Here is a 22,074-nt window from a genome sequence, read left to right as displayed (position 1 = left end):
TATTCCAAATTGCCAGCAGTCTTTATAGATATTTTTAATAAGAATTTGTTTTAGTCTAGCCTTTGATAATTGCTTATTATTTATTTATGTGGTAAGATTTATAAGTAAGATAAATACGTGGAGGAAATTAATTATGACTTCTTTTGATTTAATTATTATAGGCGCAGGTCCCGGCGGTTACCACTCTGCCGAGCTTGCAAGCAAAGCCGGTCTTACGGTTGCAATCTTTGAAGGTAGAGAAATTGGCGGAGTATGTTTAAACGAGGGTTGTGTGCCAAGCAAAAGTTTGCTCTATTCGGCAAAGATGTTTGACCAAGCAAATCACTTAGACAGCTACGGCATAACGCTAAACGGCAATGTAACGGCAAGCCAAGAGGCAATAATTAAGCGTAAGGACTTTGTAGTGACTAGACTTGTTCGTGGCATTAAGGCGCAACTTAAAGCCTCAAATGTGACCGTAATTAACGGATACGCCGTAATCAAGGCAAAAGAAGCGGATAAATTTGTGGTAAACTGCAACGACCAAGATTATTTTAGCGACTACCTTTTAGTAGCCTCAGGGTCGAGTTGTCTTGTTCCTCCAATAGAAGGGCTTGTCCAACAAATTGAAAAAGGCTTTGTTTTAACCAACCGAGAAATTCTTAATTTAACAGTTTTGCCCGAGCATTTAGCTATAATAGGCGGGGGCGTAATCGGGCTAGAAATGGCGTGTTATTTTTCAACCTTAAACTGTAAGGTTACGGTAATAGAAATGCTTGACCGCATTGCAAATCCAATCGACCTACAAACAGTACAAGCGTTACAAAAAGTTTTAGCCCAAAAGAACGTCGAATTTAAATTAGGGTGCAAGGTCGTTAGTTTCGAAGACGGCAAAGTTAACTACGTAGAAGGCGAAGTTGCAAATTCGGTTGCCTGCGACAAAGTTTTGTTGTCTATCGGCAGGGTAGCTAACGTTAGCGGTTTTGGACTAGAAAATTTAAATATTACGCTTGCTCGTAGAGCTATTGTAACAGACAATCAAATGCGTACGAATGTTCCTAACTGTTACGCAATAGGCGACTGTAACGGCAAGGTTATGCTAGCCCATACGGCTTATCGAGAAGGCGAAGTTGCAGTAAACACTATTTGCGGTCGACCTGACGCTATTGACTATACGGCAATTCCTTCGGTTATATATACTTTTCCCGAAGTTGCAAGCGTAGGGGAGAGTCAACAATCAGCCCAAGAGAAATGTTTAGATTATAAATTAGTCGAGTTGTCGCTAGCTTATTCGGGTAGATATGTCGCCGAAAACGCTAAGGTAAATGGCTTTTGCAGAGTGTTGCTCTCTAACACCACCAATAAATTAATAGGTATGCACATTTTTGGAACATACGCCAGCGAATTTATAGTTGTCGCATCTAATTTAATCAATTTAAACGTCGACCTAGAACAAATTAAACGCTTAGTTTTTCCCCACCCGACGGTTTGCGAGATTATTCACGAAGCGGTCTACAAGTTTTAGTCGATAATGTTTACAAATTGCAAGGCAAATTTGTTATAAACATTTTTGAACCTACTTAAACAAATAACAACATATAAGGAGATTTTTATGACAAAATCAAAAAAGAAGACCAAAAAATTTAACATTAGCATCAACCTAATAGTAATGGCGGTTTGCGCCCTCGCTATGATTGTTGCTTTCTTCCTGCCTTTTACGTCGTGTCAAACTATTGTTTTTGGCGGAAAGCCTAATGTCGAAAATAGTAATGGCATTGATTTAACCCAAACTTTATTTACAGGCGAGCCTGCAAGCCCTGAAATTAAAGCTATCGCTAGCGTAATCGGTATTTCTCTCGACGATATCGAATTTGGAACTTTTGCCGTTTCGCTTGGCGCATTTTTATCAATTATACTTGGCGTTTCTATGCTTACATTGATTTGTTTAGGTATTTTTCTTAAAAAGAAGATTTATATTAATATAGCCAAAATAATTTCTATTCTAGCTTCCTTAGTCGCTATACTTACTATTATTGGAGCGATAATATTATTTACCAATATAAATGTTGAAATAGGTAGCACAAGCTACAAGGCATTAATGGGCGTAGGGGTATATATTTTTGGTTTAGCGTCATTTGCAAGTCTAGCGCTTGCGCTAACTCACAAAGCGTAATGCGCAAACTAAATAAGGCTTAAAGATTGTAAATTTAATAAGTCGTAACCAAAAATTGACAATAAAGAGTAAGACGCCAGTACGTACAATGGTTTTTATTTTTTAGTTGTTTTTGGCTGTAAGGGCGTTTTAAGTAGCGCCCTTTTTTATTGTCTAATTTTTACATAATCTATTGTAATTTTGTCTTTAAATATGGTACAATACAATATATAATCTTAACGGAGGGCGAAATGAGAACTTATTATTATGATAGATTCAAACGGCTATTTACCTATACAAGTAGAAATTTCTTTTATTGCGTAGCCAAGACTTTATGTATAATTATCGGGCTACCATTATTTGTTGTACTAATACCCGTTGATTTTCTAATTTATCTAGTTTATGCAATTTTTTCCTGGATACCTTATCTCAATATGGCTATGCTGTTTTTGTGTCGAATACTTTCTTTTATAACAGGTATCGGCTATTTTATTTCGGTAATACCCGACGCAAAGAAATATATGCAAGAGAATAAACAAATGGTAGAGCAAGCCGAGAGAGAGCAAAACGAGCAATTTGCGCTTGAAGCAGACGAAAACGAATCAAATTCGCAAGACGATATTAGTATGCAAGAACTTAATTCGCAAGACGATATTAATATGCAAGAACTTAATTCGAAAGACGATATTAATATGCAAGAACTTAATTCGAAAGAGCATATCGAAGATGTTTTAGAACAAGATAATTTATCTTCTAGCGCAGGTGACTTGACTAATTCTGCTAGTTCTAACTCTTCAACCGACCAAAACGACCAACCAAATTCGTCAAACGACTCAAACGACATTATAAAATAGCATTTCTAGTAGCGCTTACTCAACACTACTCTTAACAACTTAAAAGTCGCTTAAAATAATTGTTGTATGCAAATACTTGCGATTAATTATATTGACGTGGCATAATAAAACAAATACCGCTTAAAAAAGTAAGTCTAGGGGGCAAAAATAAAAAATGGAATTTTTAAAAGACTGGCAAACCGAACTTAGCCGTAGAATAAAATTTGTTCGTGAGGTTCTATATGACGCTCACGCAAAAGGCATAGTTTATGGCAATTCGGGCGGTAAAGATTGCACGCTTGTATCAATTATTTGCAAACTTGCTTGCGACAACACGTTGGGCGTAATTATGCCTTGTTCTAGCGCCGTCAATTATTCTACCGATATGCAAGATGCGTTAGTTTGTTCTAAGCAATTTAACATACCAAATATTACGGTAGATTTAACCAGCCTTAAACAAGATTTATTAGATAAACTTGCTTGCCAACAGCTTTCGCCTCAATCAATATCAAATATAGCTCCAAGACTAAGAATGACTACTCTTTATTCTATCGCCCAAACTCGTGGTTGTGTCGTTGCCGGTACGGGCAACGCATGCGAACTATATATGGGCTACTTTACTAAGTGGGGCGACGGGGCAAGCGACTTTAATTGTATTGCCGACCTTACGGTTAGCGAAGTTTATGACTTTTTAAGATATCTCAATGCGCCAAGTTCAATAATAAGCAAACGCCCTTCGGCAGGACTTTACGAAGGTCAAACCGACGAGAACGAGCTAGGCGTTACTTATGACGAAATTGAAAAAGTTATGATGGGCATTCCCGTTAGTCCTCGCTCGCAGGCAATTATTGAGCGTTATCATACCACAACTTGTCATAAACGCATTATGCCAAAACTGTATAAGTGGATATAATCTAAATAAGTCCGCTAAAACAAAAACGATTGCAGAATATTAAAACTATCAAAAATAGCAAAACTAGAAAAATATAAGAGGTAAACTATGAAAGAAAAGTTTTTAAGTTTGTATAATAGTTCTATTGCACGAGAAGGTAGCAAAGAATTATTAGAATATTTAGTAAAGAGCGACTTTTTTACCGCTCCGTCGTCTACAAAATTTCATTCTTCTTACGAAGGCGGTTTATGCGAGCATAGCGTCCACGTTTATAACCGTTTGGTTAATCTTGTCGAGAATGAGTTTGGCGACGACTATCAAAACCATTATTCGCTTGAAACAATAGCTATTTGCGCCCTTTTACACGATATATGCAAGATAAATACATACGTAACCGAATATCGTAACTCTAAGGTAAACGGCGAATGGACGCAAAAGCCATATTACACCGTAAAAGAGAAACTTCCTTACGGACACGGCGAAAAGAGCGTATTTATTATACAAAATTTTATGCGTTTAACCGCAGACGAGGCAATGGCGATTAACTGGCACATGGGCGGATTTGATGACCGAGTCAAGGGCGGTAGCTATTCAATTTCCGAAGCGTTTGATAAATTTGACCTATGCGTATTGCTACATGTCGCCGACTTACAAGCAACTTATTTAGACGAGGAGAGAGGATAATATTATGACAGTAACAGAAAAGTTTTTAAGGTACGTTTCGGTAGACACTATGTCGTGTCCCGATTGCGAAGAAGTTCCAAGTACGATTAAACAACGCAACTTATCGCAAATGCTTTACAACGAGCTTGTTGACTTAGGGGCGACTAATTGCCTAATTGACCAACATAACTATGTCTACGCAACAATACCCGCTACAACTAAGACTAAGTCGACGCTAGGTTTTATTGCCCACGTAGACACTAGTCCGGCAGTAAGCGATACTGATGTTTGTCCTGTAATTACAGATAACTATGACGGTGGCGACATTAAAATGGGCAAAGGCTATGTTTTGAGTAGTAAAGAATATAAATCGCTTCTCAATCACATAAACGAAACCGTCATTTGTACTAATGGGCAAACTCTTTTAGGCGCAGACGACAAGGCAGGCGTTGCCGAAATTATGCAACTTGCTCAAATTTTACTTACAGATAAATCAATTTTGCACGGTGAAATATCAATAGCTTTTACCCCCGACGAGGAAGTCGGCAGGGGCGCAGACTTTTTTGATGTTTCACGCTTTGGCGCAGACTTTGCCTATACAATAGACGGAGGCGAATTAGGCGAGATAGAATATGAGAATTTTAACGCAGCCTCTGCTCTTGTAGAAGTTTTTGGCGTTTCAATTCACCCCGGCACGGCTAAAAATAAAATGCTCAACGCTATTTTAATTGCGCAAGAGCTGTTTTCTATGTTACCTAAGGAACAAAATCCTATGTATACCGAAGGGTACGAAGGCTTTTTCCATCTTGACAATATAGTCGGCAACGTTGATTATACTAAGTGCAACTACATTATAAGAGATCATAATATTGATAAATTTGAAGATAAAAAGAAATTGATGAAACAAATTTGCGACTTTATCAATGTAAAGTATGGCAAGGGGACAGTAAAATTAACGCTTAAAGACAGCTATTTTAATATGTACGAGAAGATTCTTCCTCATATCCACTTAATCGATAACGCTAAACAGGCTATGATATTAGCAAATGTCGAACCCAAAGTTATGCCTATTCGTGGCGGTACTGACGGCGCAAGATTATCATTTATGGGCTTACCTTGTCCAAACTTATGCACGGGCGGGTATAATTTTCACGGTAGGTACGAGTATATTACAAGCCAATCAATGGAAAAAGTCGTACAAATTTTGTTAAACGTAGTAGAACTCTATTCTAAATAGTCTTTAACGGCTAGTAAATAAATACGTTTTTACCATTTAATTAAATTAATATCTAAAAAAAAGAACAGTTTAAAAAATTAAGCTGTTCTTTTTTAAATTAAGTTTTTAAGTAGTTTTTAAGGGTTTTAAATTGTTTATAGCTAAGCGTTAGAGTATTTGTAAAACAATTTAAAAACATTTATGCGTTTAATCGTAATATTGGGGATATTTTTCTCTAAAACGTTGGTCGCTAGTTAGCAAATACGAACAGCCCTCAACCACCCCGATTATAGCCGGTATTCCCGTCGCTAAGAATACGCAACAAAGCACGCCTTTAAATATAGCGCCTCTTAAAAAGTAATGCAAACCAAACCAACCAAAAAAGATTGCAAATAGCCCTATCATAATTCGGCGGTTAGAAGTCATCTCGCTGATTTTACGTTCAAATTTGTCGTCTAACGTTTCTTTTGGTTGAGCTTGACTTTGAGTTGATTGACTGTTTGACGCAGTTGTTTGGTCATAGTCGCTTTGCGCAGTCGAGAAGTTATCTGTCGTTTTGTGCGTTTCGTCCCACCTAGAACCTTCAATCGAATACGGCGTATTACAGTACGGACAATATTTATTTAGCATATCTTTGCGGGGAGCTCCGCAGTTAGAACAACGGTCTATCATTTTTTAATCCTCCTTAATCATTTTATAGTCTTTCTAACTATTTGTCAACATTTTTTGATTTTTTGTTTACAAAGCGGTTTTTTGTCAACAATTTTATTAAAAGACAAGGAGATTTTATTTATGAACGACAATCCTTTTAAATGTAAGCCCATTTCGCTAGATAAAACATATATGAATTGGACTGAGTTATCGGCTAAACCTTACGACCCTAAGACCGTCGAACCTTTTACGAAGTTGAGAATAATTCTTGCAAATGGCGCAGAATTTGAAGCTGTTAAATTCTCTCACTGCGCATCTCGAAACTGTCCCGACAACGACTTGCGTCGTGACCTTGCTCTGCTTAGAAAGAGCGAGCAAATGCAACAAAAGTTATTAAGCAGTCTTAAACCGATTAGCGAGACAATTCTTCAACATACGATTGGCTACGAGCAACTTGCCGTCGAACTTACTTCGATTTTAGCCAAAAACGAACCCGATAAATATGTCAAGCACGCATTAGACTTTGCATTATTAGAAGATTTTGACCACTTATATCGTTACGCTAATTTGCTTGAAATGGACACTAAACAGAAGGCGGAAGAACTCGTCGGCAAGCTTACCGAGATTATGCCTGCCCGCCCTACGATAGCCGAACATCGTTATCCGGCAGACGACGTAAAGCGTTACTGCAATTTTACTAAGGCAAGTTTGGCGACAAAATTAAATGTTGGTATTATTACCGCCGCCGAACAACAAACTATGAATTACTATATGAATCAATTAGGCTTTTATCCTAACAAGGTTGGCAGAGATTTGTATGCGGAAATAGCTTTAATCGAAGAACAGCACGTTACTAGCTATGGTTGTTTGCTAGATACTAATTGCACAATGCTAGAAAACCTTGTTATGCACGAATATACCGAATGTTATTTGTACTATTCTCTTTATAACGACGAGCCGGACAAATATATTAAAGATATTTACGCTCGCATCTACGAACAAGAAGTCGCTCATTTGCATTACGCTACTCATTTGTTAAATAAATACGAACAAAAGGAATTTGCCCAAGTTGTAGGTAAGGGAGATTACCCTAAACTTCTTCAATTTAGCTCTAATATTGACTATGTACGCAAAGTAATAGAGGATAGCGCTACTCAAACGGGTGACAAAGAAGATTATATCAAAGTTTCTAATCTTGATAAAAATAGCGATTATGCAAAATATCAAGAGGCAATAAACGGCGACGCCAAAACTACGCCTTCGCACAAGGTTATTTGCAAGCATATTGACGAATTAGGTCAAGACTATCGCTACGAAACAAAGCCTCACCCGATTGAAGAACTCGCTAGTCGCAAAGAAGACAATACAACTTTTGCAAGAATTTAAAATAGCGCTAAAAATATCACAAAAATATCACACAAAAAATAGTAAAAAAGCATTGACAAAAGAAAGCGTAGTGCTATAATAGTGTTAGCAATCAAGAGGTGAGAGTGCTAACACTCAAATCAATCTATTGCTAATAAATTAAAATTAATAAAAGGAGATAACAATTATGAAATTTTTAAGACCAGTACAAGACGATTTATTTGATGGTATGTTTGACGCTTTTATCCAACCTAGAAATGCTTTTTTTAGCAAGAACGATTTAATGAAAACAGATATTACCGAAAAAGACGGTCACTATCTTTTCGAGATTGACTTAGCCGGCTTTAACAAGGACGATATTAGCTTAAACATCGAGGACGGATATCTAGAAATATCCGCAAAGAGTAATCAAAACAAAGAGAAAGAAGAACACGGCTATATTCGCAGGGAAAGAACGTTTGGCAGTTGTTCACGCTCCTACTATGTAGGCGACATAACCGAACAAGATATTTCGGCTAAGTTCGATAACGGCATTTTAACCGTCAACGTCAAGAAGGAAGAAGCTAAAATTCCTACCGCAAAGCATATCGCTATCGAATAATGTATTTTAAAGCGTTTTAAGTTTGTAAAAATGCTTTTGAATAGACCTAAAACCATTTTTATGAGTCGCAAGTTTTCCTCCCCAAAAAAAATGAGTCAATATTTTGACTCATTTTTTTGTTAGTTTAAATTATCAAATATGTTTTGTTTTCTAGTCAAGGCAACGCTTGACAAGCTTGTAATTTTTTTGTTTTGTCTTAAAAAGTTGTCTAAAAGTGGCTATATTGCTCATAAGATACAACAGCGCAAAGTGTTTTACCGTTTCACACCTTCTATGAAACATCTAATGCACACGAACAAACGTTTATGTGGATAACTTTGTGGAATAGTGTATAACTATCCACTTATTTGGTCAAATCTATGCGAAAAAAGGGGGTTTTTGTAAAATTTTGAATAAAACACGTAATATTGATATAAAATTGTACGCTTTTTTAAGTCTTTTTCTAACGATATTTGTTCTACTTTTTACTATATATTCGTTATGTTTTGTTGCGACTTATAGCGTTTTACCTACGCCTACCTATGTAATCGTGCTAGACGCAGGACACGGCGGAGCAGACGGCGGAGTGGTGGCAAAAAGCGGTGTTTGCGAAAGCGAGCTAAATCTAATATACGCTCAGCTATTGACTAAGAGATTACAAAGTTTAAATATTGCCGTCGTCAACACTAGGCAAAACAAAGACGGCTTATATGGCGAGCTAACTAATGGTTTTAAGTTGCGAGATATGCGTAAGCGTCGTGAAATAATACGGCAAGCAAACCCAAATTTGCTTGTGTCTATTCACATGAACAAGTTTTCCTCGTCTTCTCGTTGCGGACCGCAGGTATTTTTCCAAGAAAAAGATGAAGTATCACAAAAATTTGCCTTAACTATGCAAAAAGTTCTCAACGACTTTACGGGTAACGCTCACGAGTGCTTATCGGGCGAGTTTTACATTTTACAGTGCGTTGCAAGTATGCCCTGCATTATTGTCGAGTGCGGTTTTCTCTCTAACGAGAGGGAGGCGGAGTTGCTAAGTAGCCCCGACTATCAAGCTCAACTTGTCGAAGCAATATTTAACGGAATTATGCTTTATCTTTATTCTACCTAAATAGCTATTTTAACTAAGTATTATCTTTTAGCGACTTGACAATGTTTTTTTAAGTGATATCATATAGTTATGATAAATGCCGTATTAAGCTTTTTAGACGCTAATAATATTAAATACGAATTATTTAGACACCCAGCCGTAGTTTCGGTAGAGGATAGCAAGAATATCGTTCATATTCCCGATTGTTGTAGTTACAAGAGTTTGCTGGTCAAAGACAAGAAATCTCCTAGATATTTTATGATAGTGTTACCTTTTGACAAGCGAGCCGATATGCGTTTCTTAGCTAGTTATGTTTGCGCAGATAAATTTGAATTTGCAAGTCAAGACAAGTTAATCGAATTTCTCGGCGTTAAGCGTGGTAGCGTTTCGCCTTTTTGTTTTTTAAATCAGTCAAGCGTAAGCGTCGGGCTTATGCTCGACCGACAAATTTTGTCGGCAAATAGAGTGCGGTTTCACCCAACAGACAATACCGCAACGGTTGCTCTTACAAGTAGCGACTTTTTAACCTGTGTTTCTTTAATGAATAAAGAGATTATTTGGGTTAATTAACGTTAAGCGACATAAACTTAGGTTAAAGGTAACTTGTTATAAGTTACACTAAATATTATTTTTTTGGAGGTTTCTATGAGTTCGAGTTCAGGAATTAAGGGTTACTTTGGTTTAGGGTATTTCATCAGTTTGATTTTTACAATTATACCGGTTACCTGTTGGTTATTTGGTATTCTAACAGCTTTTTCAAGAAAAAATTATCTTTTCGGCGTAATTAGAATTTTCTTCGGTTGGTTTTTCTGGCTTGTTGACTTATTCTGTATGATAGTTTACAAAAAGATTTGGATTCTTATCTAGTTTTTATTTACACAATGTTTACAAAGTAACTGCGTAAAAGCGCAGTTACTTTTTTTATAGCGTTTACGCTATTTAGCAATTTTTACTTAAATAAGCTACTTTTGGTTTAAAATTGTCAACGATTCTTATATTTTATCACACAATATCTTATATTTATTTTAACTTTTTCATAATATTGTCACAAATATGTGATATTATTAATACAAATTAAATGATGGAGAAAATACGATGTATAAAATTTTAGTTGTAGACGACGAAGCTATGATTTGCAGTTTGTTAGAAGAGTATCTCAAATATGAAGAATTTGAGGTTGATACTGCAAACGACGGTTTACAAGCCGTAAGCAAATGTAAATTAAACAAATACGACCTTATTATTATGGATATTATGATGCCCAAACTTGACGGTATCAGCGCTTTTAAAGAAATACGCAAAACTCACAATACCCCAATAATTATGCTTACCGCAAGAGGACAAGAGTATGACAAGTTATTTGGCTTTGAAATAGGCGCAGACGACTACATCACCAAACCTTTCTCTCCAAAAGAAGTTGTTGCTCGCATTAAAGCTGTTCTAGCTAGAACTAATCAAACAAACCGAGCCTTACTTAAATTTGGCGGGCTTACCATTGATTTTGACGGCAGAAACGTTCTTGTTGACGGAGTTAAAGTCGAGCTTACTCCTAAGGAATACGAATTACTATTTTATTTAGTTCGCAATAAAGGGCTTGCGGTTAGCCGTGAGAAATTATTGCAAGACGTTTGGGGTTTTGACTTCTTTGGCGACGACCGTACGGTAGACACGCATATTAAGACGTTACGTGGCAATTTAGGAACATACCGCAACTGTATTATTACGCTAAGGGGGCTAGGTTACAAATTTGAGTACCAAGAATAAAACTAAGCCTCAGCTCAAACAAGAGCTAAACGGGCTTCAACCTAGAATATGGTTTTACTTCGCATTATTTTCGATAGCCATTATCGGTTTAGTGTGGGTTTTTGGCGCTGTTCTCAACGGTCTATCTTTCAAACAAGCCCGCCTTGCGGGAATGCGTGATACCGCCGACGAAATTGTCGAACTATTGCCGGGTTTGCCAAATTCGCTTGCCCAAGTACACGTTATAGCGTCAAGCAGTTGCGCCGAAGTTGATGTTTTTGTAATGAAGAATGGCGAAATCGACTTTACTCAATGTGTATTGCACTGCAACCCCTATACTTTTTCTTTCGAAGAGATTAAATACGATATTTCAACTTATAAAAAAGACAAACTTAACAATCTAGCCGTTAAAATGATTAATGACGACAAGACTAGCGATTCGTCACTAATCTTTTCTTCAAATCACGACGAACAACTTCTTGTATATTATCGCATTATTTATCTAAATGGCGAACAATTATTTATGTCGTGTAGCACGCCAATGCTTATAAGAGAAAGCGCCAACAAAATTATGTCGGTGCAATTACTGTGGACGACGATAGCTGCGTTTGTCCTTGCTTTAATTGCTTCTTATTTATTATCTAGTCACTTGTCTAAGCCTATTGTCAAGATGTCCGCTTCGGCAAGACAGCTAGCTAAGGGCAAATATGACCTTCGATTTGAGGGCAACGGCTATAACGAGATAGACGAACTAGCCGAAACGCTAAATTATGTCACAAAGGAACTTGAACAAACCGAGAATTTGCGTCGAGACGTGGTAGCTAACGTCACTCACGACTTAAAAACTCCGTTAACTTTAATTAAGTCTTATACCGAAATGTTGATTGACTTTCCAAACGCTCCCGAAGCACGCAAAAAAGAGAGCCTTGACCTAATTATTAAAGAAGTTGACCGCATAACTGCCTTAGTAAACGATATGGTAAGTTTATCTTTGTCAGAAGCTGGCACAACCGCCCTTAACATACAAGAGTTTGACTTATCGGCTTTGACCGAGTCGGTAGCCGAAGTATTCAAGGTCAAACAAGAACAAGGCTATGTCTTTAAGACTCAAATTGAACCGTCATTGATTGTAAACGCCGACAGGGAACAAATACAAACCGTATTGTATAATTATATTTCCAATGCGTTTGCCTATACGGGCGAAGACAAAAGAGTTACTATAACGCTTAAAGAAGTCAACGGCGTTGCTCGCTTTGATTGTTTCGATACGGGTTGCGGACTCAGCCCCAAAGATACCGTTCGTATTTGGGATAGATTTTACCGCACAAGCGCCTCGCACACTCGTAGTCAAGGCACAGGGCTAGGGCTGTCGATAGTGCGTAATATTATGCAATTGCACTCTGCGCCATACGGCGTAAATAGTATTGAAGGCAAAGGTAGTGATTTCTACTTCGAGTTGAAACTTGTAAAGCAAAATCAAAAAAGTGATAAATAAATTATAACCATATCTTCATTTTATTTTCACTAACTTGTCACACAGTTAAATTATACTAGGATTACAAATGTGACACAGCTATGCGTTATGTTTGACCCTCCTTATAATGATGATAGAGTCTTAGGAATATGTAGTTTACCCCAATTACATACTCCTATTTCTCATTTTAAGGGGAATTTTTCTTGTCAATTTGTTGATAATAATATATAATAAATAAAAAACTAAAAGGGGATAACTAATGAGATATTTAACTTCCGGCACTTGCTCGGTATCGATTGATTTTACAATAGAGGACAACAAACTGCATAACGTAGTATATACCGGGGGGTGCAACGGCAATCTTCAAGGCATAAGCAAACTTGTCGAGGGTATGGATATTGATAAAGCTATCGAGATGCTTTCGGGCATACATTGCGGTAACAAGTCTACTAGCTGTCCCGACCAATTAGCAACCGCTCTTAAACAATACAAAGCTAAAAAGTTAGCTCAACCTATTAAGCAAACGAGATTTATCTAACACATATTTTTGGTTTGTAATATTTGACCTCAATACAATTTATATCTACAATGGTTTTTAACTTTAATAATTTATAATTACAACAAAAAAACTTTGGTAATTTACCAAAGTTTTTTTTGTTTGACGCAAGTCTTGATTGTTTTTAAATATCGCTTATAACTTTTTTTAATTTATTCTACGCTTAATATTTTAAGCGTATCGTTTTTGTCCTACCACTTGTTGTAAACTTTTTCGGCAAAGCCTACGCAATCATTTAACTGTATTGTTTGTCCGTCGTCAAGCGTAAGAGTCCCGCTAAATTTACCAAAAACTTGATGTTGATTAGTGCAAAGAATACCTATATTAGTATAATCTTTGCGGTCGATTATAGGAACAAAATTAAGATTTATGCGTTTGTCGTTGCTTGTAATTGTCCAAGTCGACAAGAAATCGTCGGCGTTGTCTTTTTTGGGGATATTAAATGTCAATCTATCGGTCTTGTGAGCAATTCCGTCGTAGAATATCATATTTTCGCTTGCCGAGCTTGTGTCGCCAAACCCGTAACCAATATTAAAGCCTACTTTGTGACCGTCTATTTGGCAAGATAAACTGCCCCAGTACCAAGTATTTTTGTATGTCCAAACTCCTCTGCCCCAATCAAGAGTGCCAAACGAGTCTTGCTCGTCAAAGTCATATCTAGTATCTCCAACTTTGACATAACCGCTAGCCTTCATACAATTTATTTTGCAGTTATAGTAGAATGCAAGTTTGTCTTCGGCGTAAGGGGTAGCGATTACCATAGAGTCTTTTGGAAAGTCTGTTAAAATTAAATTTGCTTCTAACCTAGTATTTTTGTCAAATTCGTTAAAGACGCATACTAATTGACGTCTTGTTTTTTCTTTAATAAAGTGAATTTTGGCTCGTTTAGTGTCGTAGTAAATATCGCCCTCATTAATACTACTAGGAAGATTAAGTTTGCCAAAAGTAAAGAATTTCATTTCGCTAGTTGTTTTGTAACTAGATTTTGTTAAATCTAAAAAACTAGCCGAAGCAAGCGACATATAGGAATTGTCTGCAACCGTAAGAGCGAGGGCAATTTTGCCGTTAGTCACTATATAGTAGTCCCATTCTTTTATTCGCATTTTGCCAGCCTTTATGTCTTCTCTACAATAGTCCTTTGCCATAAAGGTAGCGTATCCGGCTTGTTTAAGACGCCCATTTTCGTCAAGAAGTTTTCCAACTTCCAATTTTGTTTGCATAAGTTTACCCCTCCTTGGTAAATTACATTATATCACATTTCTATAACTTGTAAATAGCTAATTTATTGACAAAACCGCTTAAATGTGATATTTTTTTAGACAAGGAGAACACAATTATGGATATAATCAATATGCGTTTAGTAGAAGTTTGTGAGATTTATAATTTGCGTCATAAGTTGCTTTGTCCGGAAGAATCTCTTTTAGCGGTTAACTTTATAGGCGACGACTACCCGACTACGCTTCACGTTGGACTTTTTATAGGCGACCTTTTAGTGGGTTGCGCTTCGCTAATGCTTAGTAGCAACCAAACATTTGATTTTTCTCCACAGTTTCAACTTAGAGGTATGGCGATAGAAAAAGAATATCAACATAAAGGTTACGGTCAAGCTTTGATAAAATATTGCGAATTTTTGTGTCTTAATCGGTCGACGCATTTCTTGTGGTGCAATTCCCGAGTCGACGCCCAAGATTTTTATCTTAAAGCCGGGTTTACTTCTTACGGTTTGCCTTTTTATATTCCTAACGTATGCGACCATATTTTAATGGCAAAATGCGTAAAGGAACATATTTGTAAAAGAGCCAAATAGTTTTTAATTTGAAATAGCTTATAGTTTAGGGAGAGAAAATTATGCAAATAAGAGCGTATAAGTCAAGCGACAAGCCACAGCTTAGGCAAATATGCGTCGATACGACTCATATCGAGCTAAATCAACGCTCTAAGCAATATTTGCCAATTCTTTGGAATGACTATTATACCGAGCGTGAAAGTCAAAATATATTTGTATTAGACGACAACGGACTAGCCGTCGGCTATGTTTTATGTTCGACCAATACCAATTTTTACAAAGTTTTTAAGAGCGATTATTTGCCGAAAGTTAGAAAAATAAGTCCTAAAATGTGTTTTTTATTTAAATTAGGACATCTTTTTGAAGCGAAATATCTTAAAAAATACATCGCTCACCTGCATATAGATATTCTACCTACTTATCAAAGAGGGGGATACGGAAAGCTTCTTGTAGACGCCTTAGCTAAACATCTTTTAAGTAAAAACATTCATTCGGTTATGCTTGTTTGCGATAAAAATAATAAGCAAGGCATAAATTTTTATTTAAAATACGGCTTTAAACAGAAGGCGAATATTCTTAGCGGTATAGTCTTTGTTTACAATTTTTAGTTTTATCGGTATAGTTTTTGTCTTAAACTTTTAAATTTTATTTTTTAAACAAACGGCGAATACTTCTAGCGATATCGTTCTTACTTGCAACTTCTATTTCTAGCGATATAGTCTTTATTTTGAACTTTCATATTTTACTTCTGGTCAATTTTTTTGTATTAGATTGACTTTTTTATCTAAATATTATATAATACAACCAAATAATGTATTTTTTAAAGGGGTAAAATTTGCAATTTTTTCAAACAACTTCAAACGAAAACGCTACTTTGCTCAATCCTCTTGTGCTTGCTTTTGTAGGCGACGCCGTTCAAACTCTATTTATCAGGGCAAAACTTGCAACTTCTACCGACTATAAGGCAGGCGAGCTTCATAGGCAAACGGCTATGCAAGTCAAGAGCCACACGCAAGCCGAGTCGGCGGAAAGGCTTCTACCAATATTAAGCAAAGAAGAACTTGCGGTTTATACCCGAGCAAGAAACGCAAAGTGCAACACCATAGCCAAAAACTCTTCAATCGCAGACTACAAGAAGGCTAGCGGGTTAGAGGCTGTGTTTGGGTATTTATATTTGACAAGTCAGTCAGCAAGGTTAGAAGAATTACTTAATTTAGCCGTAATAATTCCCTCGCAAGTATAAACCGTTTAATGTAATTAACCATTTAAATAAATAAAAATTTAGTAATCGCTAACATAATTTAACAAAAACCAGCCAAAAGGGGATATATGAAGATAGAAGGTCGTAACGCAGTCAGCGAAGCCTTAAAAGGCAATTTAACAATAGACAAATTAATGGTTCAGGAGGGAATTAATCACTCAATCATTGCCCTCGCTCGCAAAAAGAATATTCGTATTCAATTTGTAGACAAACAAATTCTTGACAAGCAAAGCGAAAGCGGAGCGCATCAAGGCTTTGTTGCCTTTGCTAGCGAATTTGTTTATTCTTCGGTTGAAGAAATTTTAGCAAGCAAAAAAGACCGACATTTTATAGTAATTTTAGATAATATTGTTGACCCTCATAACTTAGGCAGTATTTTGCGAGTTTGCGAATGCGCAGGCGTAGACGGTGTGATTATTCCCAAGAATAACAGCGTATGCGTCAACGATACCGTAGTTAGGGTGTCGTGCGGAGCGACTTCCTATGTTAAGGTTGCAAGGGTTACAAATATCAATGTCTGTATCGAGCAACTTAAAAAACAAAATATTTGGGTGTATTGCGCCGAGTCAAACGGTCAGTCAATGTACTCTACCGATTTAACCGGTGATATCGCCCTAGTTATAGGGGGCGAAGGACAAGGCGTGTCCAGACTAACTAGACAGCTATGCGACGGAGCAATCTCAATTGCTTTACAAGGTAAGATAAATTCGCTTAACGCCTCAGTCGCTTGCGGAATAGTCGTATACGAAGCCGTAAGACAACATTTAAATAAATAGCAAGGCAACCGTAAAAGGAATATAATGGATTTTGAACAACTGCTTGTCGATATAGAAAAAGGCGACGAGGACGCAAAAGAGCAACTATACCAATATTTTAAGCCCATAGTACGCAACATTTGCTATGGCTTATTCCTGTTAGGCGGAGATAAAGAAGATTTATTGCAAGAAGGTATGATTGCTTTGTTTGATTGTATTGACAACTATGATTCGTCTAAGGGTAATTTTGTAAACTTTGCCCGAACTTGTATAAGGCATAGAGTTCTTACGGCTATTACTCAATCTAACGCCGATAAGAATAAACCGCTTTCTCTTGCCGTCAATATAGAACAACAAAGCGGTATTAGTCTAGTCAATCCTTTTGATGCAATCGAAGATAACGACTTAGCTACAAATATCAAACAATTTATCGCAACCAAGCTATCTGTGTTAGAACAAACTGTAATAAATTACTATTTAGAAGGTTATTCTATCGATGAGATATGCGCATTTACCGATAAGACCTACAAGTCAGTTTCTACTGCGCTTCAACGAGCTAGAAAGAAAATTTCAATTTACAAGGAGAAATAATGACGCAAGCATTATACCGTAAATATCGCCCGACCACATTTGACCAAGTAATAGGGCAGAGTCATATTACAACTGCGCTTAAAAATCAAATTATTAACAATAATTTGTCCCACGCATATATATTTAACGGCACACGAGGCGTGGGAAAAACTTCAATTGCCCGCATATTTGCCCGTGCTATCAACTGCCAAAACAATACTAACGGCAATCCTTGTTTAGAATGTAGCTCGTGTTTAGATTATGAAAAAGGCGGAAATATTGATATTATCGAAATTGACGCAGCAAGCAACAATTCGGTAGGTTTTGCAAGAGAACTAACCGAAAGAGTAGGATACGTCGCAAATAACGGCAAATATAAGGTCTATATTATTGACGAAGCGCACATGATTACTCAACAAGCCTTTAACGCTTTGTTAAAGACGCTTGAAGAACCGCCGGAACACGTTATATTTATTCTTTGTACTACCGAAGTACAAGCGTTTCCCGCAACGATTCTTTCTCGCTGTATGCGGTTTGACTTTCGCCTAGTTAGCGCCGGCGAGATTTCAACCCTACTTAGCGGTATTTTCGACGACCTATCTATAAAATATACTAACCAAGCGGTTAAAGCAATCGCAACCGCAGGCGAAGGAAGCGTAAGAGATGCTTTGACTATCGCCGACCGTTGCGTAGCCGTTTGTCAAGACCTAGATTACCAAGACGTTATGGATATTTTAGGGGCGACCAACCGAGATATTTTAATTAGTCTTAGCCAACAAATTATTGCAGGCGACGTTTCGGGCTTATTGCAAACCATAACTTCTTTGTCAAATTTAGGTAAGTCTATGACTATGCTTACCAAAGACTTATGTAGACATTTTAGAGATTTACTTATTATTTCAACGGTTTCTAACAGCTTTGATATGCTAGGACTTCCACAAGACCTATTTGACAAACTTGTTAGCCAAACAGCTACTACTAATTCAAAGAAACTTATGCAAGCCGTAGAAACTTTTGCCAAACTAGAATATACTTTGCGGACTTCGCTTTCGCCACAAATTCTTTTCGAAGCTGTGTCGGCAAGACTAGCTACCAATAGTCTTAGCGACGATTTAGACGGGCTAGAAATTAGAGTCGCCCAACTTGAAAAGAAACTTAGCTTGCTAAGCGTTGACTTTAAGGAACTCAACAAAGCAATAGAGTTTTCGCAACAAACCCAATCGCAACAAGTTATATCGCAACAACCCCAATCGCAACAAACCCAATCGCAAAATCAGCCTCAACAATCTAAGCCCATTCCAACAACTTCTTCCGCCGTAGCAGTTTGGAGTAAAATTTTAGAAACGGTTAGAATACTTGACTCTGCCTTGCTAAAAACTACTTGCGCCGACGTAAAAAAGGTAGAAATAGTCAACAACAATTTTATAATGTACTGTAATCGCACACAGTTGAATATCTTTAAAGATAAGACATATAGCGGTTATATCACCAAAGTTCTTGATACTTTTAATCTTAGGTTAGAGCTAGTTTTGCAAGAAGACAGTTCAAGCGAAAGCGGGCTTGACAACATAATATCGCTTGCCGGGAAAAACATAGAAATAAAATAAATTTAAACTATAAATTAATATAAAAACTTAAAAAAAGAGGTATATTATGGCAAACAAATTTGGAAATTTTGGCGGGGGAGCCAATATGCAACAGTTAATGAAACAAGCGCAAGTTATGCAACAAAAACTTGCCGAAGCTCAACAAGAGCTTGAAGATAGCGAGATCGAAGGAATAAGCGGAAATGGCGCAGTCAAAGTTACCGTAAACGGCAAATACAAGGTGCTTTCTATTTCTATTTCGCCCGACGTTGTCGACAAGGACGACGTGGAAATGCTTGAAGACTTGATTATGGTAGCAATTAGCGACGCTACAAACAAGGCTCAGGAACTTTCCCAAGAATTACTTGCGCCGTTTGGCGGAGCTGGCGGAGGACTACTGTAAAAATTGTGAATGACTATATTGACCCAATAGCTAAGCTTATCAATCAATTTACCAAACTTCCTTCCGTCGGGCAAAAAACAGCTCAACGGTACGCTTTAAGCGTGTTGAAAATGAACGACGCTGATGTTGCGGAATTTGCTTCAACCTTACTTTACGCTAAGCAGAATGTCAAATATTGTAGCGTTTGCGGTAACTTTACCGATATTGACCCCTGCCATATTTGTTCTTCTCGTGACAACTCAACTATTTGCGTAGTTTGTCAAGCTCGGGACGTGCTTTTAATCGAAAAGACTTGCGCTTATAGAGGCGTTTATCACGTTTTAGGCGGTGCGCTTAATCCAATGGAAGGAATAGGGCCTAATCAATTAAATATTAGAAATTTACTTTCTCGTATCAAAGCGTCAACTAAGGAAATTATTATTGCTACTAACGCCGATGTTGAAGGCGAGGCGACTGCGATGTATCTTGCAAGATTAATTAAGCCTTTAAACGTAAAGGTCACAAGGCTTGCGCAGGGCGTAGCAATCGGTTCGGATTTACAATATACCGACGAAGTAACGCTAGGTCGGGCGCTTGAAAATAGAAAAGAAATTTAAAATTTATTTAACTAATCATAAGTAGAAGATATGTTGCTAAAAATTAATAAATATATGCTAAAAATTAATTAAGCAATATAGCTAAATAAGATAAAGTTAAATTTTGCTTTTTATAAATTAGCGCTTGATATTATAAAAATAATCTTTATTAAAATTCCTCTTGAAAAAGTTTCAAGAGGAATTATTATTTTTCGGTTAAATAGTTCAATTATAGTTTTGTCAGTTTAATATTATTTTATTAGTTTGTAGGCAAGACAAGTCGCCCTGCACGCTATGGCTTGATTTTCGCCTATTTCGCCTATTCCTTCGGCGGTAGTTACGCTTACGCCTATTTGATTTAATTCGAGGTTGGTAAGTCTAGCTATATTTTGCTTAATTTGGTCGACATAGCTAGCAAGTTTTGGTTTTTCGCATACGATAGCTAGGGCAAGACTAAGCAAACCGTAACCGTTTTGAGTAAATATTTCTAGCGTCTTTGCAAGCAATATCGAGCTAGATATATCTTTATACTTGTCGTCGGTGTTGGGGAAATATTGCCCGATATCTTTAAGCGAGGCGGCGGAAAGCAAAGAGTCAATAACTGCGTGTAGCGCTACGTCGGCGTCGCTATGACCAATTAGCCCAAGCGAATAGGGGATAGTTATACCCCCGAGTATAAGTTTACGATTCTGTCCCAGTCGGTGTATGTCGTAGCCGTATCCAATCGAGCTAGGCGGTAAATCGCTTGCGTAAGTGACTTTGATATTAGTCCTTTCGCCCATAATAAAGTTGACCAAGCCGTAACTTTGATAATATACGCTAGCGTCGTCGGTAAAATCGCAAGAAACTTTTTCGTAGGCTTTACAAATCGCCTCTTTATTAAAGACCTGAGGCGTTTGAGTAAGCAAATATTTGTCACGTTCTTGCGGAACGCCATTAAAATATGTTGTGTCGGTAGGAGCAAGAGCCGGAACTGCGCTACCGTATTGTTTAGCTTGTTCAAAACACAAATTAATCAATTCTTGACTTACAAAAGGTCGGTCGCCGTCGTGAATAGCCACAATTTCGCCTTTGCACAAACTAAGCCCAATTTTAGTCGATTCTTGCCGAGTCTTACCGCCAATGGCAAATTCGTAGTCGCCAAATAATTCTTGCAGTCTAGCGATATTGTCTTTACTAGCTACAATTATTATTTGTTCTGCCAAACCTGCAAATTTATTAACGGTATGAGTAATTAACTCTTTGCCAAGATATTTGACAAACAATTTATCTGTTCCAAAACGTGTTGAACTGCCTGCGCAAAGAATAATCGCAGTTTTAAGAATATTACTCACTAATTACCTCATACATTTGGTCGACCTCTTCTTTTCTAACGCTTTCTTTAAGCATTTTGATTACAAATTTAAGTTGTCCTTTGGCAAAGTGAACAATTACAATGTCGCCCTCTTTAAGTTGTATCGAGGGCTTAGCTCTTTTGTCGTTTACTTCGACTCTTCCGCCGTCGCAAGCTTGGTTAGCTACGCTTCGTCTTTTAAGTATACGGCTTACTTTTAAAAATTTATCTAATCTCATATATGGTATTCTATCATATATTTTTTTAAAAGGCAATAGCTATTTTCATTGACTTTTGGTCGACATTTTTAATGCTTTTTTTAAGATATTTTAGGTAGAACTATAAAATATGCGCTATATTTAACAAAATGATATGCAAAAAGAATAATGAAAAAATATTCTAAATTTATCTTTTGATTTAGCTTAATAAATTTAACTTGACTATTGACGAGATAAATGTTAAAGTATTAAATGCGTTATTTCGCACTTAAAATTAGCCCCGAACTAAAAATAGGGGCGGAAAAAAATAATTTTGACTGCCAAAAACAAAATAAAACATAATTGAACTGTTAGCTTTCTCAATATACTACATAAAATTATGTTTTGCAATAC

Annotated in this window: 26 protein-coding genes; 22 read left to right on the top strand and 4 right to left on the bottom strand. The window is 37.0% G+C overall.

Going from position 1 to position 22,074, the window contains the following annotated elements:
- The first annotated feature begins 133 nt into the window (after positions 1–133).
- The 6 genes from lpdA to pepT all read left to right on the top strand — a co-directional run bounded on the left by lpdA (position 134) and on the right by pepT (position 5,756).
- A complete protein-coding gene (lpdA, locus tag RR062_04605) occupies positions 134–1,504 on the top strand; it encodes a dihydrolipoyl dehydrogenase (GenBank protein MEG2026990.1) in 1,371 nt (456 codons plus the stop codon).
- A gap of 87 nt (positions 1,505–1,591) precedes the next feature.
- Entirely contained in the window at positions 1,592–2,152 is a 561-nt protein-coding gene (locus RR062_04600; protein ID MEG2026989.1) for a hypothetical protein, read from the top strand.
- A 230-nt stretch (positions 2,153–2,382) separates the two neighbouring features.
- On the top strand, positions 2,383–2,985 hold the full coding sequence (locus RR062_04595; protein ID MEG2026988.1) for a hypothetical protein: 603 nt from the start codon (positions 2,383–2,385) through the stop codon (positions 2,983–2,985).
- A gap of 154 nt (positions 2,986–3,139) precedes the next feature.
- On the top strand, positions 3,140–3,877 hold the full coding sequence (nadE, locus tag RR062_04590) for an NAD(+) synthase (GenBank protein ID MEG2026987.1): 738 nt from the start codon (positions 3,140–3,142) through the stop codon (positions 3,875–3,877).
- A gap of 87 nt (positions 3,878–3,964) precedes the next feature.
- The gene (locus RR062_04585; GenBank protein ID MEG2026986.1) at positions 3,965–4,540 is read left to right on the top strand and encodes a hydrolase; all 576 of its coding nucleotides are present in this window, start codon (positions 3,965–3,967) and stop codon (positions 4,538–4,540) included.
- Between the two features lie 4 nt (positions 4,541–4,544).
- Positions 4,545–5,756, top strand: coding sequence for a peptidase T (pepT, locus tag RR062_04580; GenBank protein ID MEG2026985.1), 1,212 nt, complete (start codon positions 4,545–4,547; stop codon positions 5,754–5,756).
- Between the two features lie 186 nt (positions 5,757–5,942).
- Here the strand turns inward: pepT and RR062_04575 are convergent, their stop codons facing one another.
- The gene (locus RR062_04575) at positions 5,943–6,407 is read right to left on the bottom strand and encodes a TM2 domain-containing protein (protein MEG2026984.1); all 465 of its coding nucleotides are present in this window, start codon (positions 6,405–6,407) and stop codon (positions 5,943–5,945) included.
- A 120-nt stretch (positions 6,408–6,527) separates the two neighbouring features.
- Between RR062_04575 and RR062_04570 the strand changes: the two genes are divergently transcribed.
- The 8 genes from RR062_04570 to RR062_04535 all read left to right on the top strand — a co-directional run bounded on the left by RR062_04570 (position 6,528) and on the right by RR062_04535 (position 13,176).
- Positions 6,528–7,772, top strand: a complete 1,245-nt coding sequence (locus RR062_04570) for a hypothetical protein (protein MEG2026983.1) — start codon at positions 6,528–6,530, stop codon at positions 7,770–7,772.
- Positions 7,773–7,938: 166 nt separating this feature from the next.
- Entirely contained in the window at positions 7,939–8,352 is a 414-nt protein-coding gene (locus tag RR062_04565; GenBank protein MEG2026982.1) for an Hsp20/alpha crystallin family protein, read from the top strand.
- A 388-nt stretch (positions 8,353–8,740) separates the two neighbouring features.
- On the top strand, positions 8,741–9,442 hold the full coding sequence (locus RR062_04560; protein ID MEG2026981.1) for an N-acetylmuramoyl-L-alanine amidase: 702 nt from the start codon (positions 8,741–8,743) through the stop codon (positions 9,440–9,442).
- 69 nt (positions 9,443–9,511) lie between these two features.
- Positions 9,512–9,991: a YbaK/EbsC family protein gene (locus RR062_04555; protein ID MEG2026980.1), complete on the top strand. Its 480-nt coding sequence runs from the start codon at positions 9,512–9,514 to the stop codon at positions 9,989–9,991.
- Between the two features lie 75 nt (positions 9,992–10,066).
- Positions 10,067–10,288: a hypothetical protein gene (locus RR062_04550; GenBank protein MEG2026979.1), complete on the top strand. Its 222-nt coding sequence runs from the start codon at positions 10,067–10,069 to the stop codon at positions 10,286–10,288.
- Positions 10,289–10,516: 228 nt separating this feature from the next.
- Positions 10,517–11,185 carry a response regulator transcription factor gene (locus RR062_04545; GenBank protein MEG2026978.1) on the top strand — a complete coding sequence of 223 codons (669 nt, stop codon included), beginning with the start codon at positions 10,517–10,519 and terminating at the stop codon, positions 11,183–11,185.
- Positions 11,169–12,659, top strand: a complete 1,491-nt coding sequence (locus tag RR062_04540; protein ID MEG2026977.1) for a HAMP domain-containing sensor histidine kinase — start codon at positions 11,169–11,171, stop codon at positions 12,657–12,659. The genes RR062_04545 and RR062_04540 overlap by 17 nt, the downstream gene beginning before the upstream one ends.
- Positions 12,660–12,897: 238 nt before the next feature.
- Positions 12,898–13,176, top strand: a complete 279-nt coding sequence (locus tag RR062_04535; protein MEG2026976.1) for a TIGR03905 family TSCPD domain-containing protein — start codon at positions 12,898–12,900, stop codon at positions 13,174–13,176.
- A 209-nt stretch (positions 13,177–13,385) separates the two neighbouring features.
- Here RR062_04535 and RR062_04530 read toward each other — a convergent pair whose 3' ends face one another.
- Positions 13,386–14,414 carry a DUF2804 domain-containing protein gene (locus RR062_04530; protein ID MEG2026975.1) on the bottom strand — a complete coding sequence of 343 codons (1,029 nt, stop codon included), beginning with the start codon at positions 14,412–14,414 and terminating at the stop codon, positions 13,386–13,388.
- Positions 14,415–14,530: 116 nt separating this feature from the next.
- On the opposite strand from RR062_04530, the gene RR062_04525 reads away from it, so the two are divergent.
- The 8 genes from RR062_04525 to recR all read left to right on the top strand — a co-directional run bounded on the left by RR062_04525 (position 14,531) and on the right by recR (position 20,151).
- Positions 14,531–15,001 carry a GNAT family N-acetyltransferase gene (locus RR062_04525; GenBank protein ID MEG2026974.1) on the top strand — a complete coding sequence of 157 codons (471 nt, stop codon included), beginning with the start codon at positions 14,531–14,533 and terminating at the stop codon, positions 14,999–15,001.
- Between the two features lie 41 nt (positions 15,002–15,042).
- Positions 15,043–15,588, top strand: coding sequence for a GNAT family N-acetyltransferase (locus RR062_04520; GenBank protein ID MEG2026973.1), 546 nt, complete (start codon positions 15,043–15,045; stop codon positions 15,586–15,588).
- Positions 15,589–15,815: 227 nt separating this feature from the next.
- Positions 15,816–16,223, top strand: coding sequence for a ribonuclease III domain-containing protein (locus RR062_04515; protein MEG2026972.1), 408 nt, complete (start codon positions 15,816–15,818; stop codon positions 16,221–16,223).
- Between the two features lie 86 nt (positions 16,224–16,309).
- Positions 16,310–17,017 carry a 23S rRNA (guanosine(2251)-2'-O)-methyltransferase RlmB gene (gene rlmB, locus RR062_04510; GenBank protein ID MEG2026971.1) on the top strand — a complete coding sequence of 236 codons (708 nt, stop codon included), beginning with the start codon at positions 16,310–16,312 and terminating at the stop codon, positions 17,015–17,017.
- A gap of 24 nt (positions 17,018–17,041) precedes the next feature.
- Positions 17,042–17,587, top strand: coding sequence for a sigma-70 family RNA polymerase sigma factor (locus RR062_04505; GenBank protein ID MEG2026970.1), 546 nt, complete (start codon positions 17,042–17,044; stop codon positions 17,585–17,587).
- Positions 17,587–19,173 carry a DNA polymerase III subunit gamma/tau gene (gene dnaX, locus RR062_04500; GenBank protein MEG2026969.1) on the top strand — a complete coding sequence of 529 codons (1,587 nt, stop codon included), beginning with the start codon at positions 17,587–17,589 and terminating at the stop codon, positions 19,171–19,173. Before RR062_04505 ends, dnaX begins: the two co-directional genes overlap by 1 nt.
- A gap of 46 nt (positions 19,174–19,219) precedes the next feature.
- Positions 19,220–19,555 carry a YbaB/EbfC family nucleoid-associated protein gene (locus RR062_04495; GenBank protein MEG2026968.1) on the top strand — a complete coding sequence of 112 codons (336 nt, stop codon included), beginning with the start codon at positions 19,220–19,222 and terminating at the stop codon, positions 19,553–19,555.
- 5 nt (positions 19,556–19,560) lie between these two features.
- The gene (gene recR, locus RR062_04490; GenBank protein ID MEG2026967.1) at positions 19,561–20,151 is read left to right on the top strand and encodes a recombination mediator RecR; all 591 of its coding nucleotides are present in this window, start codon (positions 19,561–19,563) and stop codon (positions 20,149–20,151) included.
- A 230-nt stretch (positions 20,152–20,381) separates the two neighbouring features.
- Here recR and ispF read toward each other — a convergent pair whose 3' ends face one another.
- Together ispF and RR062_04480 are read right to left on the bottom strand one after the other, a co-directional pair.
- Positions 20,382–21,464 (bottom strand): 2-C-methyl-D-erythritol 2,4-cyclodiphosphate synthase, encoded by a 1,083-nt coding sequence (ispF, locus tag RR062_04485; protein MEG2026966.1) that lies wholly within the window; start codon positions 21,462–21,464, stop codon positions 20,382–20,384.
- Positions 21,457–21,702 carry an RNA-binding S4 domain-containing protein gene (locus RR062_04480; GenBank protein MEG2026965.1) on the bottom strand — a complete coding sequence of 82 codons (246 nt, stop codon included), beginning with the start codon at positions 21,700–21,702 and terminating at the stop codon, positions 21,457–21,459. The genes ispF and RR062_04480 overlap by 8 nt, the downstream gene beginning before the upstream one ends.
- Positions 21,703–22,074: the final 372 nt, after the last annotated feature.

Source organism: Clostridia bacterium (genome assembly GCA_036654455.1).
Taxonomy (GTDB): Bacteria; Bacillota; Clostridia; order Christensenellales; family CAG-314; genus JAVVRZ01.
The sequence above is the reverse complement of the archived record's forward strand: the minus strand, read 5'-3'. Positions and strand labels throughout refer to the sequence as shown.

Excerpts from the sequence above, each read along its gene's own strand:
- RR062_04505 (MEG2026970.1), top strand. The coding sequence starts at position 17,042 with ATGGATTTTGAACAACTGCTTGTCGATATAGAAAAAGGCGACGAGGAC.
- RR062_04495 (MEG2026968.1), top strand. The coding sequence starts at position 19,220 with ATGGCAAACAAATTTGGAAATTTTGGCGGGGGAGCCAATATGCAACAG.
- RR062_04595 (MEG2026988.1), top strand. The coding sequence starts at position 2,383 with ATGAGAACTTATTATTATGATAGATTCAAACGGCTATTTACCTATACA.
- RR062_04525 (MEG2026974.1), top strand. The coding sequence starts at position 14,531 with ATGGATATAATCAATATGCGTTTAGTAGAAGTTTGTGAGATTTATAAT.
- RR062_04585 (MEG2026986.1), top strand. The coding sequence starts at position 3,965 with ATGAAAGAAAAGTTTTTAAGTTTGTATAATAGTTCTATTGCACGAGAA.
- RR062_04480 (MEG2026965.1), bottom strand. The coding sequence starts at position 21,702 with ATGAGATTAGATAAATTTTTAAAAGTAAGCCGTATACTTAAAAGACGA.
- RR062_04565 (MEG2026982.1), top strand. The coding sequence starts at position 7,939 with ATGAAATTTTTAAGACCAGTACAAGACGATTTATTTGATGGTATGTTT.
- RR062_04550 (MEG2026979.1), top strand. The coding sequence starts at position 10,067 with ATGAGTTCGAGTTCAGGAATTAAGGGTTACTTTGGTTTAGGGTATTTC.
- RR062_04535 (MEG2026976.1), top strand. The coding sequence starts at position 12,898 with ATGAGATATTTAACTTCCGGCACTTGCTCGGTATCGATTGATTTTACA.
- RR062_04555 (MEG2026980.1), top strand. The coding sequence starts at position 9,512 with ATGATAAATGCCGTATTAAGCTTTTTAGACGCTAATAATATTAAATAC.
- rlmB (MEG2026971.1), top strand. The coding sequence starts at position 16,310 with ATGAAGATAGAAGGTCGTAACGCAGTCAGCGAAGCCTTAAAAGGCAAT.
- RR062_04520 (MEG2026973.1), top strand. The coding sequence starts at position 15,043 with ATGCAAATAAGAGCGTATAAGTCAAGCGACAAGCCACAGCTTAGGCAA.
- RR062_04530 (MEG2026975.1), bottom strand. The coding sequence starts at position 14,414 with ATGCAAACAAAATTGGAAGTTGGAAAACTTCTTGACGAAAATGGGCGT.
- RR062_04570 (MEG2026983.1), top strand. The coding sequence starts at position 6,528 with ATGAACGACAATCCTTTTAAATGTAAGCCCATTTCGCTAGATAAAACA.
- pepT (MEG2026985.1), top strand. The coding sequence starts at position 4,545 with ATGACAGTAACAGAAAAGTTTTTAAGGTACGTTTCGGTAGACACTATG.
- RR062_04600 (MEG2026989.1), top strand. The coding sequence starts at position 1,592 with ATGACAAAATCAAAAAAGAAGACCAAAAAATTTAACATTAGCATCAAC.
- nadE (MEG2026987.1), top strand. The coding sequence starts at position 3,140 with ATGGAATTTTTAAAAGACTGGCAAACCGAACTTAGCCGTAGAATAAAA.
- RR062_04575 (MEG2026984.1), bottom strand. The coding sequence starts at position 6,407 with ATGATAGACCGTTGTTCTAACTGCGGAGCTCCCCGCAAAGATATGCTA.
- dnaX (MEG2026969.1), top strand. The coding sequence starts at position 17,587 with ATGACGCAAGCATTATACCGTAAATATCGCCCGACCACATTTGACCAA.
- RR062_04545 (MEG2026978.1), top strand. The coding sequence starts at position 10,517 with ATGTATAAAATTTTAGTTGTAGACGACGAAGCTATGATTTGCAGTTTG.
- lpdA (MEG2026990.1), top strand. The coding sequence starts at position 134 with ATGACTTCTTTTGATTTAATTATTATAGGCGCAGGTCCCGGCGGTTAC.